17 protein-coding genes are annotated in these 15377 nt (G+C 41.4%); 13 read left to right on the top strand and 4 right to left on the bottom strand.

Annotation, left to right across the window (positions count from 1 at the left end; all coding sequences use genetic code 11):
• Positions 1-392: 392 nt before the first annotated feature.
• The 4 genes from BMY66_RS13005 to murC all read right to left on the bottom strand — a co-directional run bounded on the left by BMY66_RS13005 (position 393) and on the right by murC (position 5322).
• Entirely contained in the window at positions 393-1571 is a 1179-nt protein-coding gene (locus tag BMY66_RS13005; RefSeq protein WP_044939028.1) for a ribose-phosphate pyrophosphokinase, read from the bottom strand.
• A gap of 28 nt (positions 1572-1599) precedes the next feature.
• Positions 1600-2589, bottom strand: a complete 990-nt coding sequence (locus BMY66_RS13000; protein WP_044939024.1) for an ATP-binding protein — start codon at positions 2587-2589, stop codon at positions 1600-1602.
• A gap of 14 nt (positions 2590-2603) precedes the next feature.
• Positions 2604-3731: a DnaD domain protein gene (locus tag BMY66_RS12995; RefSeq protein ID WP_090395430.1), complete on the bottom strand. Its 1128-nt coding sequence runs from the start codon at positions 3729-3731 to the stop codon at positions 2604-2606.
• A gap of 211 nt (positions 3732-3942) precedes the next feature.
• Positions 3943-5322: a UDP-N-acetylmuramate--L-alanine ligase gene (gene murC / locus BMY66_RS12990; protein ID WP_090395429.1), complete on the bottom strand. Its 1380-nt coding sequence runs from the start codon at positions 5320-5322 to the stop codon at positions 3943-3945.
• Positions 5323-5591: 269 nt separating this feature from the next.
• On the opposite strand from murC, the gene BMY66_RS12985 reads away from it, so the two are divergent.
• The 13 genes from BMY66_RS12985 (at position 5592) to BMY66_RS12925 (ending at position 15375) form a co-directional block, all read left to right on the top strand.
• Positions 5592-6866 (top strand): glucose-1-phosphate adenylyltransferase, encoded by a 1275-nt coding sequence (locus BMY66_RS12985; RefSeq protein WP_044939391.1) that lies wholly within the window; start codon positions 5592-5594, stop codon positions 6864-6866.
• Complete coding sequence (gene glgD / locus BMY66_RS12980; RefSeq protein ID WP_044939015.1) at positions 6863-7996, top strand: glucose-1-phosphate adenylyltransferase subunit GlgD; 1134 nt, start codon at positions 6863-6865, stop codon at positions 7994-7996. Before BMY66_RS12985 ends, glgD begins: the two co-directional genes overlap by 4 nt.
• A gap of 2 nt (positions 7997-7998) precedes the next feature.
• The gene (spoVG, locus tag BMY66_RS12975) at positions 7999-8259 is read left to right on the top strand and encodes a septation regulator SpoVG (protein ID WP_028235339.1); all 261 of its coding nucleotides are present in this window, start codon (positions 7999-8001) and stop codon (positions 8257-8259) included.
• A 5-nt stretch (positions 8260-8264) separates the two neighbouring features.
• Positions 8265-8840 carry an aminoacyl-tRNA hydrolase gene (gene pth, locus BMY66_RS12970; protein WP_033152292.1) on the top strand — a complete coding sequence of 192 codons (576 nt, stop codon included), beginning with the start codon at positions 8265-8267 and terminating at the stop codon, positions 8838-8840.
• A 107-nt stretch (positions 8841-8947) separates the two neighbouring features.
• A complete protein-coding gene (locus BMY66_RS12965; RefSeq protein WP_044939011.1) occupies positions 8948-10192 on the top strand; it encodes a BTAD domain-containing putative transcriptional regulator in 1245 nt (414 codons plus the stop codon).
• A gap of 2 nt (positions 10193-10194) precedes the next feature.
• Positions 10195-10617, top strand: a complete 423-nt coding sequence (locus BMY66_RS12960) for a hypothetical protein (protein ID WP_090395428.1) — start codon at positions 10195-10197, stop codon at positions 10615-10617.
• 19 nt (positions 10618-10636) lie between these two features.
• Entirely contained in the window at positions 10637-11599 is a 963-nt protein-coding gene (locus tag BMY66_RS12955) for a transglutaminase-like domain-containing protein (protein WP_242942721.1), read from the top strand.
• Positions 11600-11609: 10 nt separating this feature from the next.
• A complete protein-coding gene (locus BMY66_RS12950) occupies positions 11610-12662 on the top strand; it encodes a type II secretion system F family protein (RefSeq protein ID WP_033152285.1) in 1053 nt (350 codons plus the stop codon).
• A gap of 1 nt (position 12663) precedes the next feature.
• Positions 12664-13017, top strand: a complete 354-nt coding sequence (locus tag BMY66_RS12945) for a hypothetical protein (RefSeq protein ID WP_081822054.1) — start codon at positions 12664-12666, stop codon at positions 13015-13017.
• A 2-nt stretch (positions 13018-13019) separates the two neighbouring features.
• Positions 13020-13514, top strand: a complete 495-nt coding sequence (locus BMY66_RS12940; RefSeq protein ID WP_090395427.1) for a DUF4860 domain-containing protein — start codon at positions 13020-13022, stop codon at positions 13512-13514.
• Positions 13504-13887 carry a hypothetical protein gene (locus BMY66_RS12935; RefSeq protein ID WP_044939002.1) on the top strand — a complete coding sequence of 128 codons (384 nt, stop codon included), beginning with the start codon at positions 13504-13506 and terminating at the stop codon, positions 13885-13887. Before BMY66_RS12940 ends, BMY66_RS12935 begins: the two co-directional genes overlap by 11 nt.
• 8 nt (positions 13888-13895) lie before the next feature.
• Entirely contained in the window at positions 13896-14258 is a 363-nt protein-coding gene (locus BMY66_RS12930) for a hypothetical protein (RefSeq protein WP_044939000.1), read from the top strand.
• A gap of 10 nt (positions 14259-14268) precedes the next feature.
• On the top strand, positions 14269-15375 hold the full coding sequence (locus tag BMY66_RS12925) for a type IV pilus twitching motility protein PilT (RefSeq protein ID WP_044938996.1): 1107 nt from the start codon (positions 14269-14271) through the stop codon (positions 15373-15375).
• Positions 15376-15377 lie beyond the last annotated feature (2 nt).

Genomic DNA, 15377 nt, shown 5'->3' with positions numbered 1-15377 from the left:
CTCGGCGCCGTCCATGGCGCCTCACGCCTATTCATCGCAAAATACCCCTTTCAAATTTTCTAGGCTCACTACAAATGTCGCGGCAATTATTCCTAAGCTTGCTGTGGAGATTAATACTTATAAATAATGTGTGTCTGCCCACTCTACCAACAGCGGCGTTAGAAGTGCAAAGAATTTAAAGAACACGCACCATCAAAAATGCGACACGTGATGCTTAGAAAAACATAATCCGCAGACGATGCAAGTAAATAAGATACCAAGCCTGTCCCACCTAGATGGGGCGGATATTAAGTTATCCATTGCAGGTGTAGCCCAGCCCCAATCCACCGGCGGGGCTGAGTGCGGGCAATAAAAAGAGCCCCTCATAATAGAGGGGCCCAGAAGGGTGCGGCTTAGTATTCGCCGTTTTTGTACTTTGTGATGAGCTTTTCGATACGTCCGTATGGGTTGAGGAGCTCTGAGATTGAGCACTCGTGGTTGAGGGTATCGATGATGTATGCGATGTACTTTGACATGTCGCACTTGATGAAGTAGTCCTTGTTGAGGACTTCATCTGTAAGGTATGTAAGGTTTGTTGTAACAACCTTGTAGATGATGCCGTCAGCTACGGCCTTGTCGAACTTCTCCATTCCGTTTGTGAAGAGTCCGAATGTAGCTACTACGAAGATACGCTTTGCGTTGCGCTTCTTGAGCTCTGTAGCTACGTCTATCATTGACTCGCCAGAAGAAATCATGTCATCTACGATGATAACGTCCTTGCCAGCTACGTCATTTCCAAGGAATTCATGTGCTACGATAGGATTACGTCCGTCTACGATGCGGCTGTAATCACGACGCTTGTAAAACATACCAACATTTACGCCAAGGACAGAAGCCATGTATACGGCTCTCTTTGTACCACCTTCATCTGGAGAGATGATCATAAGGTGATCATTGTCGAGAGTAAGGTCCTTGCAGTTCTTGAGGATAGCCTTAAGGAACTGGTATGTAGGAGAAACTGTCTCAAAGCTGTGAAGTGGAATAGCATTCTGTACACGTGGGTCGTGAGCATCAAATGTGATGATGTTGTCTACACCCATGTTTACAAGTTCCTGAAGTGCCATAGCACAGTCAAGAGATTCACGAGCACTTCTGCGGTGCTGTCTGCCTTCATAAAGGAATGGGATGATAACTGTGATACGCTTAGCTTTTCCCATTGCTGCTGCGATGATACGCTTTAAGTCACAGAAGATGTCGTCTGGACTCATGTGGTTCTCGTGACCACAAACGCTGTATGTAAGGCTGTAGTTTGTAACATCTACGAGGATGTATAAATCAAGTCCTCTAACTGACTGGTTGATGATACCCTTTGCTTCGCCTGAACCGAAACGTGGGCAATCAGCCTTTACGATGTAAGAATCGCTGCGGTAACCTGCGAGAGTAATGATTGACTGATCACTCTTGCGCTCCTGTCTCCACTGAAGAAGATAGTCGTTAACGCGTTCTGCGATGGCTGTACAGCTCTTGTGAGGAATAATTCCTAGCTCTGCCATAGGTGGTGTGTTTTCCAACACGATTTCATTGTTTGGCATGTTTTGCTCCTTGCTAATATTAAATTAATTATTTTGATATTACTTTTTTGATGCGAATATCATTTCCAATGAGCTTGATAGTCTCATAGTTAGAGAATACTCGCGAAGTAATACGTTCGCTGTAGGTGTCTCTTAAATCTTCAAGAGAAAAATTAGTTGAAATTATAGTTGATTTACTACGAAGTAATCTTTCATTTAAGCATTGAAATAGGCGTGCTGTAGTGAAAGAATTCTGAAACTCTGTGCCTAAATCATCGATGATTAATAAGTCACAATCGAATATTTGATCATGAAGATCCGCTACGTTTGCGTTCTTCTTGAAAGTCTGTTCTTCAAAAACTCTGAAAAGCTCTGACGCTGTGAAGTAAATAACAGATATGCCTTCGTCTAAAAGAGCTTTTGCGATACAGTTGGAAAGAAAGGTTTTTCCACACCCTGTCTGTCCAAGCAACAAGAGATTACCACCTTTTTCCCTAAAATTCTGCACAAAGTTTTTCGCTCTTTCTAGCGCTATTTTAGCATTTGAACGAGCATCTATGTCAGAATTATCCTCATAATAATCCTCATCGTATACATTTAGATCAAATGCATTGAAGTTTTCCTTGGCAAGAATGTTGCTGATATTAGACTGTCTGTAGACAATGTTAATAGCTGCCTGCTTGAAGCAATGACAGCGTTTTCCATTGATATAGCCAGTGTCTTTGCAATCAGGACAATCGTATGGTGGCTCAAGATAATCCACAGGAAAACCAGCAGATTTAATAAGCTGCATACGACGTTCCTTGAGCTGAGAAAGCTTGCGCTTAGAGTCAGCGGAAGCTTCAGAAATACTTTTACCTTCAAAGATAGCAGTGATAGAAGAAACTGAAACCTTTGATACTTCGTCATCTAGCTCTGAAAGGGCTGGAATAGCAGAGTATAACTCGTTTGTGCGGTAAGAAACAATCTGGTTGTTACGTGACTGCTTGTGATTGTATTCGCGCATAAGTGCGTCATACTGCTCATTAGATAATGCCATAAATTAACCTCCCTTTAGTGCCCAAGAAGCTTCTTTTCAAGTGCTTCAAAATCATAATCTCTCTGCGAGAAATTGTGGAACTTGTTGTTGGCCTTTGCACGAGCCGCTGTGGCGCTGTTTGCCTGAGCTGCCTTTGCACGGTTTGCAGAAGAAAGCTTAGCAACAGATGCCTTTGTAAATTCCGAATCAAGCTTAGCAATGTCATCAAGAGACTTTACCCCTGAATTGTGCCAGCTAGTAATGATTGTATCTGCGTATTTAAAGCTTGGTTTATTAGTCTGTGTGATGGTGCGCTCACATGCTTCTGTGATGATATCAAGTGAGAAGCCGTAAACGTTAACCCATTTGTCGATGTAGTTTAACTCTGAATCAACTAAATCGCGATTTCCGATGCCAAGTGCACGCTTGATTGTGTAAGCTGCGTTTGTGTGTGCACTGCTGGATTTAATTGCTTCAGCTACTGTAGTGATTCCATCGTCAGCCCAGTTACGAGCAACAGTGTCCATGTAGTGGATGCTGCTGTGACCTTCGTCGATGCTAGTCTCAATGAGATACTGAATCAAATCAACAGACATGTGGAGACTATCGTACCAGAATAATAGTGTGTTCATATCTGTTACAGAAAGTGGTCTCTTGAAGTAAGTCTGTGTAGCGAAAATAAGATCGCTAACCTCGTCGTTCTCCTTGAAAGCATCAAGCTGGTCTGAGCTGTAGCTTGGTCTGAATGGTACAGTGTTGTTAATAGCCTTATCTGAAACTGCAGGTGCGCCTGTGGCAGCAGCGACAGAAGCTGGAGCCGCAGTGGTAGGTGCAGTGTAGTTTACTGATGTGAATGAGTGCATATCATTCACATCCACTAGACAGATTCCTGAAAGCTCATTATCTGCAGAGTACTCAAGACGAAGCAAGCCTACTTTCTCCCAATAAGTAAATGCACGCATTACATCTTTTTCTGTGTGGTCTAAGCAGTCCGCCAACTGCGAGATGGAAAAATCAAAATCCTCTCGATTAAGACAACGAAGCAGATAAAGGTAAATCTTTACGTACTCTCCATTGGCATCTTTCATGTAATCGTCAATAAAAGTATTAGAAATGCAAGTAAAACCAGTGTTAGTGCTGGTATGTAGCATGATGTCAGCCATATTCAAATCCTCTCCCTCTTAATGAACCGAATTATATCAAAGTAATTCTGAAAAGAAAAGAGGCGAGACCCCGCAAACCCTTGTAAATAAAGGGTTTGTGGCTTCTGTGGATAATGTGGATAACTATTATGACCCATTGAAAATAGGGCATAAAAAAATCCACATTTTCGAGGGGGATAAATCCGTTCAAAAATGTGGATAATGTGGATAACTATTTCTGAAGTAGATGCTCGCCTACTAAATACACATTTCCTGCGCCCATAGTTATCAACAAGTCGTTGTTTACAATATTTTTTTCTAAAAATTTTTCACACTGGTCAAAAGAACCCAAATAATGAACTTCGGTTCCTAGCTTTTCGATTCTATCAGCAATGTCCTTTGAGCTAACACCGTAGATGTCTGGTTCTCTAGCTGCATAGATGTCTGCAAGAACTACAACATCTGCTGCTGAAAGAGCCTTAGCGAAATCGTCAAGGAAGCTAAGTGTACGAGTGTATGTGTGTGGCTGGAAGCAAACAACCACTCTGTTGTGTGGATAGTTTGCAGCAGCTGCAAGGCTGGCAGCGATTTCTGTTGGGTGATGAGCGTAGTCATCAATTACAGTTGCGCCATTGAAATGTCCCTTAAGCTCGAAACGTCTGTGAGCGCCGCCGAACTTTGCAAGTCCTGCCTTGATATGGTCAAATGAAATGCCTATCTCAGTAGCAAGTGCGATAGCAGCAAGTGAATTGCTGATGTTGTGGTCGCCAGGAACATTTAATGAAACTCTTTCCATAGCCTTTCCGTTGAATACAGGAGTAAAGCTTGCAAAGCCCTTTTCATTATATGTAATGTCTGTAGGATAAATATCAGCGCCTTCCTTAAGAGAATAGGTGATAACCTGACACTTTAATCCCTCAGTGAAATACTCAACGTCATCAATCTCATTATTAATAATAAGAATACCGTCGTCTGATGTGTTGCCGGCAAACTTCTTAAATGAAGCACGATAGTTCTCAAGATTTTTGAAGAAATCAAGGTGATCTGCTTCTACATTAAGAATAATGTTGTATTTAGGGAAGAATGAATGGTAGCTGTTTGTGTACTCACAAGCTTCTGTAATAAATACATCGCTGTCACCAACATGAACATTGCTTCCAATAGCATCCAAGATACCGCCTACAGAAATAGTAGGGTCGTCTGCAGTCTCAAGGAGAATCTGGCTAACCATTGATGTGGTTGTTGTCTTGCCGTGAGTTCCTGCAACGGCAATTGAACGACCGTAGTTCTCCATAATCTCACCGAGGAGCTCAGCTCTTGTAAGCATTGGCTTGCCAGAAGCTTTTGCAGCAGCAAACTCAGGGTTATCCTCACGGATTGCAGCAGTATAAACAATAAGGTCGATATCTGATGTGATATTTTCAGCTGCCTGTGGATAACTAACCTTTGCTCCAAGTGATGCTAAATGAGCTGTGAGATCACTTTCTTCTCTATCAGAACCAGAGATAGTAAAGCCAGCGCCAAGCAATATCTCAGCAAGGCCGCTCATGCTTATTCCACCGATTCCAATAAAGTGCACGTGTATCTTGTTATTAAAATCAATTTTGTACATGAAAAATTTCCTTCTTTATATATTATTATACCCTCAATAATTTAAACCTAAAAACCTTGAGTTTCAAGGTACATTATATGAATTAGTAAAATTTACGGGGAATTGTCTAACTATTAACGATGTTATAGTAAAAAATTATGAATATTATTGCACCAAAATATTCACTTTGTTATACTAAATGTACAAGATTGTGAATTTAATTACAATTCACAACGGGGAGTGCGTTATGCACATCCTTAACTGACACCATGAGAAAGGCAGATGATAGGATGATTAGAAAAGAAATGATTGCCATGCTTCTCGCTGGCGGGCAGGGAAGCAGACTGGGGGTTCTAACTTCAGATGTAGCGAAGCCAGCAGTTTCTTTCGGAGGTAAATATCGAATAATCGATTTCCCTCTGTCAAATTGTATCAATTCGGGAATTGATACCGTTGGCGTACTTACTCAGTACCAGCCATTAGTACTTAATTCACACATAGGAATCGGTATTCCTTGGGACTTGGACAGGAATAATGGTGGTGTGACCGTTCTTCCTCCTTATGAGAAGAGCGACACAAGTGAGTGGTATTCAGGCACAGCCAACGCCATTTTCCAAAACCTTAAGTACATGGAGAACTATAATCCAGAGTATGTATTGATTCTCTCAGGAGATCACATCTACAAGATGGATTATGAAGCCATGTTAGATTTTCATAAGGCAAAAGGTGCTGATGTTACAATCGCAGTAATTCCAGTACCAATCGAAGAAGCATCTCGATTTGGAGTTGTTATTGCTGATGATGAAAAACGTATCAGCGAATTCGAAGAAAAGCCAGAGCATCCAAGAAGCAACCTTGCTTCAATGGGTATCTATATATTTAGTTGGAAGGCATTAAAGGAATCACTCCTTGCTCTCAAGAATCAGAGCAATTGCGATTTCGGTAAACACGTTTTACCATACCTTCACGAAAAGGGAGCTCCAATGTATGCCTACGAGTTCAACAGCTATTGGAAGGATGTAGGAACACTTGGATCATATTGGGAAGCCAATATGGAGCTTATTGATTTGATTCCAGAGTTTAACTTATATGAAGAGTTCTGGAAGATTTACACTAATCAAAATATCATTGAGCCACAGTTTGTTGCATCTACTGCAGTAGTTGAAAAAGCAATAATTGGAGCAGGTGCTCAGATTTATGGAGAGGTGTACAACTCAGTTCTAGGCGCAGGTGTAGTAATTGATGAAGGTGCGGTGGTTCGCGATTCAATTATTATGGAAGGCGCAGTTATTGGAAAGAACTGTGTAGTAGATAAATCGATTATCGCCGAAAATACAGTCATAGGCGAAGGAACAAAAATCGGACAGGGAGCCGAGGCTGAGAGCAAGCTTAACGCCAGCATCTATTCATTTGGATTGGCAGTTATCGGTGAGAACTCAGTTGTTCCAGCAAACGTTACTATAGGTAAAAACACAGCTATCAAGGGCGAGACTAGCGAAGCAGATTATCCTGACGGACAGTTGGCTAGTGGCGGCTATATTATCAAGGCAGGTGATCGAGTATGAAAGCATTAGGTATTATTCTAGCAGGTGGAAACAGCAGTAGAATGCATGAGCTTACTGAGAAGCGCGCTATCGCAGCGATGCCAGTAGGTGGAAGCTATAGATGTATTGATTTTGTCCTTTCAAACATGACAAATTCACACATCCAGACAGTTGCTGTGCTGTCGCAGTACAACGCACGTTCATTGAACGAGCATCTTAATTCAGCAAAGTGGTGGAACTTTGGTAGAAAGCAGGGAGGTCTCTTCCTATTTACACCAACAGTTACAACAAACAATAGTTGGTGGTACAGAGGTACAGCCGATGCCATTTGGCAAAATATTGATTTCTTAAAGAAAAGACATGAGCCATATGTTATCATTGCAAGTGGTGATTGTGTTTACAAGCTTGATTTCAATAAGGTACTTGATTACCACATCAAGAAACAGGCAGACATCACAGTAGTGTGCGCAAAGTTGCCAGAGGGTGACGACATCAACCGCTACGGTGTTGTAGAGATGGATAGAGACGGCAGAATTACAGAGTTCGAAGAGAAGCCAATGGTTGCTACTTCTGATATTGTTTCAGCTGGTGTCTATGTCATCAGAAGAAGAGCTCTCATCGATTTGCTTGAGGAGTGCAATAGAGAGGGCAGGTACAATTTTGTAACAGATATTCTCATCAGATACAAAAACATGAAGAGAATCTACGGCTACAGAATGGAAGGTTATTGGGCAAATCTTGCAGACGTAGATAGCTACTTCAAAGCAAACATGGATTTCCTTAGAAAGGATGTCAGAGATAACTTCTTCCATACTGAACCAGGAGTTTTCTCAAAGACACACGACCTACCACCTGCTAAATACAACACAGGTTCAAAGGTTACGAATTCATTGGTTGCAGGAGGATGTATCATTAACAGTACGGTTGAGAATTCTGTACTATTTAAAAAGGCCTTTGTTGGCAACAATTCAGTTGTTAAGAATTGTGTCATTTTAAATGGAGCATACATAGGGGACAACGTGCACGTAGAGAATTGCATTGTTGAAAGCCATGAGACATTGCTCAGCGGATCCACATATATTGGGGAAAACGGAGTCCGCATAGTTACCGGAAACAAAAACAGATACGATATGCCAGTTGGGGAGGTATAACAATGCAAATCACAGACATTAGAATCCGTAAAATCGAAAAAGAAGGTAAGATGAAGGCAGTTGTTTCAGTAACAATTGACGAAGAGTTTGTTATTCACGACATCAAGATTATTGAAGGAGATAAGGGACTTTTCATCGCTATGCCATCTAGACGTGGTTCAGAAGGCGGCTACAAGGATATTGCTCATCCTATTCGCTCAACAACAAGAGAGCAGATGCAGACAATGATCCTTAATAAGTATAAGGAAGAGTTCCCAGAGTAAGATTTATGTTTTTAATTGTTGGTCTAGGCAATCCTGAAAGGAAATATGAAGGAACAAGGCATAATGTTGGATTTGAAGCCATCGACGCCATCTCAAAAAAGTTTGGGATAGAAGTCTCTCACAAGGAGCACAAAGGCATTGTAGGAAAGGGCGTTATAAATGGCCACAAGGTTATGTTGGTAAAGCCTCAGACATATATGAACCTTAGCGGAGAATGCGTTCGCGAGATGTGCGATTATTACGAAGTGGACCCAGAAACAGAGCTTTTGGTTATCTCTGATGATGTATCACTTTCTACAGGCAACATCAGAGTTAGAAAAAAGGGAAGTGCTGGTGGCCACAACGGGCTGAAAAACATAATTGCACATACCGGTTCGAATGTGTTCCCTCGAATTCGTGTGGGAGTTGGAGAGTGTGAAAATGGTGACATGGTTAGCCATGTGCTCGGTCACTATGACGCTGAGGACCGAGAGCGTGTAGACGCCTCTATGGACAAGGTGATTGGAGCGTTAGAGTTGTTTTTAGAAGATAATTTGGATGGAGCCATGAACCAATTCAATGTCAAAGAAAAAGTTGAATAGCTGTTATAGCCTGCAGAAAGCTGCAGGCTATTTGGTTATTTACAATAACATTTTGTTATTTTATACTTTTATTTGTAATGAAATGGATTAGCTAAAAAGGGAGAACTATGTACGATTCAAAAATTCTTATTAAAGCAGATTTTTTAGGTAAGTTAGACATCACATGTAATGATGTACCTATTGTACTAGAACGTAATAACACAACTAAGGTAAATCAGCTTTTCCAGATGCTGGTTTATTACACAAACGGTATTGCTAGAGATCAGGTTATTTACAATCTTTTCCATAATGAAGAGATTGCTGATGAATCTAATAGCCTTAGAGCTATTGTATTTAGATTAAGAAAATCCCTGGCTGCCCTTGATATTCCAGATGAAGACTATGTTTACATCAAGCGTGGAACATATTCTATCAATCCATTTGTGACTATCGAGTGCGACGCAGTCAAATTCGAAGAGCTTGCAAAGAATGCCCTGGGTGCAGAGGATGCAAAGGAACAGCAGAAGCTTCTTGAGGAGGCTTGTGCTCTTTATAATGGAGATTTCCTTGCTACACTTAGTGGCTACGAGTGGGTTGTAACTACTCAGGTAAGGCTTAAAAAGCTTTTTGACCGTTGCTTAAAGCAGCTTTTAGAAATATACGAATTACAAAAAGAATACAAGAAAATGTATGAGCTTAGCCATAAGGCTAACGATATCTATCCTTACGATGGATGGCAGACATACGAAATGCGTGCCCTCATCGAGGTTGGTAACACAAAGGATGCATTAAAGTTATACGAGGATACTGAGACTCTCATGTTTGAGGAGCTTGGTGTTTCCGTTGCATCAGCTATGAACGACCAGCTTGATAGACTAGGCGCACAGATTAAGAACAATACAGATATGATTAGCGAGGTTAAGAGAAACCTCGATACATCTAAGGAAGAAATACAGGGTGCATTCAACTGCACATACCCTACTTTCGTTGAGACATACAGATACATCAAGCGTGTCATCAGACGTTCAGGCCAGGCAGCATGGCTTATGCTTTGCACCATCACAGATGGCAAGGGCTTTGGTCTTAACGATTCCGACAGATTAGAAAATCTTGCTGAGGAGCTTTCAGAAGCAATCCGTACATCAGCAAGAGGTGGCGATATGTACGCCAGATATAGTAACAATCAGTTTGTAGTTTTACTTTTAGATATCACTCAGGAGGACTGCGTTTTGGTTCAGGCCAGAATCAACGAAAACCTTAGCAAGGAATCTAGAAAGCGCTACATCCAGTATCATCTTGCACCAGTTAATCTTGCAAGTGCTGGAACAGATTCAGACACAGCAGAGCTTCAGGATATGGTTAAAGGGGAATAGCTATGAACATCTCTGATAGAATGAAAAGAATGCACAATTGTGTTGGTATCACCATAGAAAGCAAGGACAGCTTCAGTGGCAATCTATACAACTGCTACGACAAGGAGCCATACAAGTACGCAGATGTTGATGATTTCTTCAATATCATTAATAGCTTTCTGGATACTGTTGAGTTCCCAGCACAAAAATTTAGATATAGAGCTTTCAAAAAGACATATCCTACTCTCAAGATTGTAGATATCGATCCAAAAGAAAAGCTTTTTGAAACTATGGATTTACTTCCTATGATAGGAAATGATAGCTTCATCCTTATGGTGACAGGCAGAGATAATGCTTCATGGCAGGGCAAAATCTACAGTGTTGCAGATGATGAAGAATATGATTTTAACAGTGAAGTGGAGTTAATTAGAATTTTAAATAAATAAGGAACAGTGGAGGAAGCAAGTGAAGAAATACAAATATTTGCTTTCACTGATTGTTCTTACTCTTAGCTTTATGGCTTGTGGCGATCAACAGCCAGCTTTTAATTCCGACTCATCCACCACAGAAAGCAGTTCAAGTGGTGCCATGGCGAAGGAATCAAAGGGCTCCAGGGACAACACCATCCGGGTGCTTACACCTGAGGCAAGTGGCGTGGAGGTTTATTCCAATGTGGACGCATCCATCGATGCAAGCAACGCCTCCGAAGGCTACGTTATGGTGAAATACACAGGTTCAGCGGCTAAGGTTAGAATGCTAATAGAAACGCCAGCAGGAAACACTTACAACTACCTGATGGATTTGGATGGCAACTACGATGTCTATCCTCTATCCGAAGGCAGTGGCACCTACAAAATTGGTGTCTATGAGAACTTGCATGATGATCAATATGCGGCGGCATTTACTCAGTCAGTGAGCGTAACACTAAAAGATGAATATAGTATGTTCCTGTATCCAAATGCTTACGTGGATTTCAATGCAAATTCCAAAGCGGTGAAAAAGGGCCAGGAGCTGGCGGCCAGCGCAAACAACGACATTGAGGTGGTGCAGAACGTTTACCATTACATCACCAAAAATGTTAAGTACGATTATGACAAGGCCGAGACAGTTCAGTCTGGATACATTCCAAATGTAGACAGTACATTGGCTACCAACACGGGAATCTGTTTTGACTATGCATCCCTTATGGGGGCGATGCTTAGGTCCCAGGGTATTCCAACACGGCTTGAAATCGGATACGCCGGAACGGAGTATCACGCATGGATATCCGTATATACGAAGGAGACAGGCTGGATAGATAAAATCATCCAGTTTGATGGAACTGATTGGACACTTATGGACCCAACATTAGGTTCGTATGCAAGCAACAGTCAAGTAAAGAAAACTTTGGATGACACTACTTACTATCAACTGAAGTATAAATATTAAAGGTGTAACTATGAGCGAAAAAATTAGAAAACAACTTACTCCCGAGGAACTTTATGCATTCTCAGATGAAATGGGAATGATGATTTCCAGTGGTGTTTCAGCAATACAGGGAATCACAATGATGCTAGATGAGTCCCAGGGTGGAGAAGAAAAAGAGCTCCTTACAGAGATGGAGCAGGTAGTTGGAGAGACAGGTTCACTTTCAAAGGCAATTGAAAGTGTTGGCGTTTTCCCAGACTATTTTGTAGAGATGGCAAAGATGGGTGAGTCTACAGGTAAAATGGATTCAGTTCTCATCAACCTTGCAGCACACTATTCAAGAGAGATGGCAATTTCAAATGCAATAAGAAGTGCAGTTACATACCCACTTATGATGGTTTGTATGATGCTTGTTATCATCATCGTCCTTGTAACAGAAATCATGCCAGTATTCAACAGAGTATTTAAGCAGCTTGGCGGCACAATGGACGGCCTTTCAGCTGGTTTCCTTGCTGTTGGTACATTTATGAAGTCAAACGGTGTGATTCTTTTATTGATTCTCCTCGCTATCATTATTTACGTAATTGTTCTCAACAAAACAGAGTGGGGCAAGAATCATCGTAACGACATTCTTTACAAGAGTCGTCGCTTCAAATCAATCCATTCTAAGATAGCAACAAGCCGTTTTGCATCTGCAATGGCTATGACACTTTCAAGTGGTATGGATGTTATGCAGGCACTTGATGTCAGTGGCAATATCGTGGAAGCTCCTGATTTTGAGGACAAGGTTGAAAAGTGCAAGGATTCTTTTGCAGAGACAATGGATATCGGAAAGGCATTTTCTATGTCAGGTATTTTCGGTGGTCTCTACGGACGTATGGCAATCCTTGGTGCCAAAACAGGTAATATGGAAAACGTTCTTGAAAAGGTTGCAACAACCTATCAGGAAGAAGCTGATGAAGAGATTAACGATTTAATTGCAGTAGTGGAGCCAACACTCGTAATTGTTCTTTCAGTTATTGTAGGAATCATTTTACTTTCAGTTATGCTACCACTTTTGAACATTATGTCGGGGATGATTTAATATGGCAAAGACAAGATTTGGAAGCCTAGACGGCATTCATCAAATCAAACAGAAGAACGTGGCCGGCAGCACTATGATTTCTGCAGGGCTGTTTCTTCTCATATTTATCCTGTTTTTGTTTGCAGTATCAAAGGCATCAGCTGGCTCAGTTACCGAACAGCGCCAGAGCTTAAGTGATGCCATCGACAGGGCAATCATCCAGTGCTATGTCACTGAAGGCAGATACCCTGAAAGCTTTGAATACTTACAGGAAAACTACGGAATCATCTATGATGATGACCGTTTTAGAGTTGATTATGTTATCTATGGTTCGAATATGCGACCAGAGGTTACGATTATAAATCTGGAGGATTAACGTTGAAACAGGGACGACTTAGAAAACATAATATAGACATCATGTTTCTAATGGTCTTATTTTTGATATTCACCTTTTCTGCGGTGAGTGTTCTTTTGATGGCTGTAAATTCCTACAGATCAGTAGTACTAGCAAATGAAGCCAACTCAAGTGCACGTACAGCAATCGCTTACATCCGCGAGGAGGTTAGACAGCACGATTCTGATGGAGCAGTTACCCTTGATACATTTGATGGTGTTGATTGCATCAAAATGTCTGAGGGAAGCGGCTTCAATCTTTACATCTACGAATACGATGGATATTTGATGGAGCTAGAGGCAAAGGATACTGCCGGCGCCACAGCAGATTTTGGAAATAAAATCATGGAAGTTAACAGCATCAGCTTTAGCCAGGGAGAAAACGGCACTATCAATGTGCAGCTTGAGGATTCCCTTGGTGCAAAGCAGGATGTGGTAATAGGCATCAAGTCAAAGGAGGGCCAGTCTAATGAAGAATAGAAATAACGGCTCTCGAATTTTCATGACTGAGCTTATGTTTGCTATTTTCTTTTTCATTATCGTATCGGCAGTTTGTATTCAGTGTTTTGCTGGAAGCTTTGCAAAAAGTGGTGAGGCAAAAGAAATCACTGAGGCAGTAAATCTTGCAAGTAATGCAGCAGAGGAGTATCTCTGTAATGATGACTATACCGGATTTACGGATTACTACGACGACAACTGGAATCTAGTGGACGACTCAGAGGCTACATACAAGGTCACAAGCCTTGTCATTGAGCCAGAATCAGAGGGTATGTGCCAGACAATGCACGTGGTAGTTTCCACAATTTCAGATGAAGAAATATATAGTTTAGCAGTTGAGAAAGCTCTTAAATAGGAGTGGCAATGGAGCATACAAAAAGAGAAAACAGGACAATAATAAATATAGGTACATCGCTGATGGTTGTTATCCTGATTGGCATGGCATTTGCAGTAATTGCAGCCCTTGCCATCTCGTCCAGTCACAACAACTACAATCTCAGTATGAAGCTTCGTAATCATACTGATGAATACTACAGTGCATCCAACCAGGCATACGAGATAATTGCTGATTCAGATTGGGCAGATCAGGAATTTACAGTTGATATTAATGAAAATCAGGTGTTAAATGTAAAGGTTGAATCTAAAGAGATTACTTGCTGGCAGGTGCAGAATGTTTCATCTTGGGAAGCAGACAGCACACAGCCAGTTATAACATTGGAGGATTGAGGGGGATAAAATGAGTACAAATATTGTAACTTACTTAACAGATGCAGTTAGAAAATACAAGGCTTCAGATGTATTTATTGTTACAGGCCGTGAGGTTTCATTCAGAGTAAACGACCTCGTGCTTACTCGTTCAGAATTGGAGCAGGGCTACACAGAAAAAGCTGAGCCAGATGACGGTCCAGTTATGCCAGCAAAAGCAGAGGATTTGGTTCGCCAGATTTATGAGCTTGCAGGCAGAGATATTACAAAATACATCGAAGGCGGCGATGACGATTTCTCATTTGCAATCAAGGATGTTTCTCGTTTCAGAGTTAATGCATTCATGCAAAGAGGTACTTTTGCAGCAGTAGTCCGTGTCATCACATTCACACTGCCAGATTACAAAGAGTTACTCATTCCAGAATCTGTAATCAATCTTTCAAATGAGTCAAAGGGCTTGGTGCTTGTAACAGGTCCTGCCGGAAGTGGTAAGTCTACCACTTTGTCTTGTATTGTTGACAAGATTAATAAAAACTACAACAAGCATATTATTACCCTTGAGGACCCTGTGGAATACCTTCACAGACACGGCAAATCAATCGTGTCTCAAAGAGAAATCCACTTAGATACAGAGAACTATGTGACTGCACTTCGTGCCTCACTTAGACAGAGTCCAGATGTTATTTTGCTTGGAGAAATGCGTGATGCTGAAACAATTTCCGTTGCAATGACCGCGGCTGAGACAGGACATTTAATTCTGTCAACATTGCACACCATTGGAGCAGCAAACACAATCGATAGAATTATCGACGTATTCCCATCTGAGCAGCAGCACCAAATAGCATTACAGCTTTCTATGGTTATAAAGGCGGTTGTATCTCAGCAGCTTGTTCCAGCTGTTGACGGTTCACTTGTGCCTGCATTTGAAGTCATGACAGTGACTCCAGCCATCAGAAATATGATCAGAGAAAACAAGGTACCACAGATCGAAGGTGTCATTTACTCAAGTGATACAGACGAAATGGTATCAATGGATTCTAGCCTTTTCAAATTGGTGCGTGAAGGCAAAATCACAAAGGAGACAGCTATGGAATTTGCTGTCAATGCAGAAATGCTAGGAAGAAGATTAGGAGTTTAGTT

Source organism: Pseudobutyrivibrio sp. C4, from assembly GCF_900111635.1.
GTDB classification, from domain to species: Bacteria; Bacillota; Clostridia; order Lachnospirales; family Lachnospiraceae; genus Pseudobutyrivibrio; species Pseudobutyrivibrio ruminis.
This window is presented reverse-complemented; position numbering and strand designations above follow the sequence as displayed.

Coding starts and splice junctions, on each gene's coding strand:
- BMY66_RS13005 (WP_044939028.1), bottom strand. CDS start 1,571: ATGCCAAACAATGAAATCGTGTTGGAAAACACACCACCTATGGCAGAG.
- BMY66_RS13000 (WP_044939024.1), bottom strand. CDS start 2,589: ATGGCATTATCTAATGAGCAGTATGACGCACTTATGCGCGAATACAAT.
- BMY66_RS12995 (WP_090395430.1), bottom strand. CDS start 3,731: ATGGCTGACATCATGCTACATACCAGCACTAACACTGGTTTTACTTGC.
- murC (WP_090395429.1), bottom strand. CDS start 5,322: ATGTACAAAATTGATTTTAATAACAAGATACACGTGCACTTTATTGGA.
- BMY66_RS12985 (WP_044939391.1), top strand. CDS start 5,592: ATGATTAGAAAAGAAATGATTGCCATGCTTCTCGCTGGCGGGCAGGGA.
- glgD (WP_044939015.1), top strand. CDS start 6,863: ATGAAAGCATTAGGTATTATTCTAGCAGGTGGAAACAGCAGTAGAATG.
- spoVG (WP_028235339.1), top strand. CDS start 7,999: ATGCAAATCACAGACATTAGAATCCGTAAAATCGAAAAAGAAGGTAAG.
- pth (WP_033152292.1), top strand. CDS start 8,265: ATGTTTTTAATTGTTGGTCTAGGCAATCCTGAAAGGAAATATGAAGGA.
- BMY66_RS12965 (WP_044939011.1), top strand. CDS start 8,948: ATGTACGATTCAAAAATTCTTATTAAAGCAGATTTTTTAGGTAAGTTA.
- BMY66_RS12960 (WP_090395428.1), top strand. CDS start 10,195: ATGAACATCTCTGATAGAATGAAAAGAATGCACAATTGTGTTGGTATC.
- BMY66_RS12950 (WP_033152285.1), top strand. CDS start 11,610: ATGAGCGAAAAAATTAGAAAACAACTTACTCCCGAGGAACTTTATGCA.
- BMY66_RS12945 (WP_081822054.1), top strand. CDS start 12,664: ATGGCAAAGACAAGATTTGGAAGCCTAGACGGCATTCATCAAATCAAA.
- BMY66_RS12935 (WP_044939002.1), top strand. CDS start 13,504: ATGAAGAATAGAAATAACGGCTCTCGAATTTTCATGACTGAGCTTATG.
- BMY66_RS12930 (WP_044939000.1), top strand. CDS start 13,896: ATGGAGCATACAAAAAGAGAAAACAGGACAATAATAAATATAGGTACA.
- BMY66_RS12925 (WP_044938996.1), top strand. CDS start 14,269: ATGAGTACAAATATTGTAACTTACTTAACAGATGCAGTTAGAAAATAC.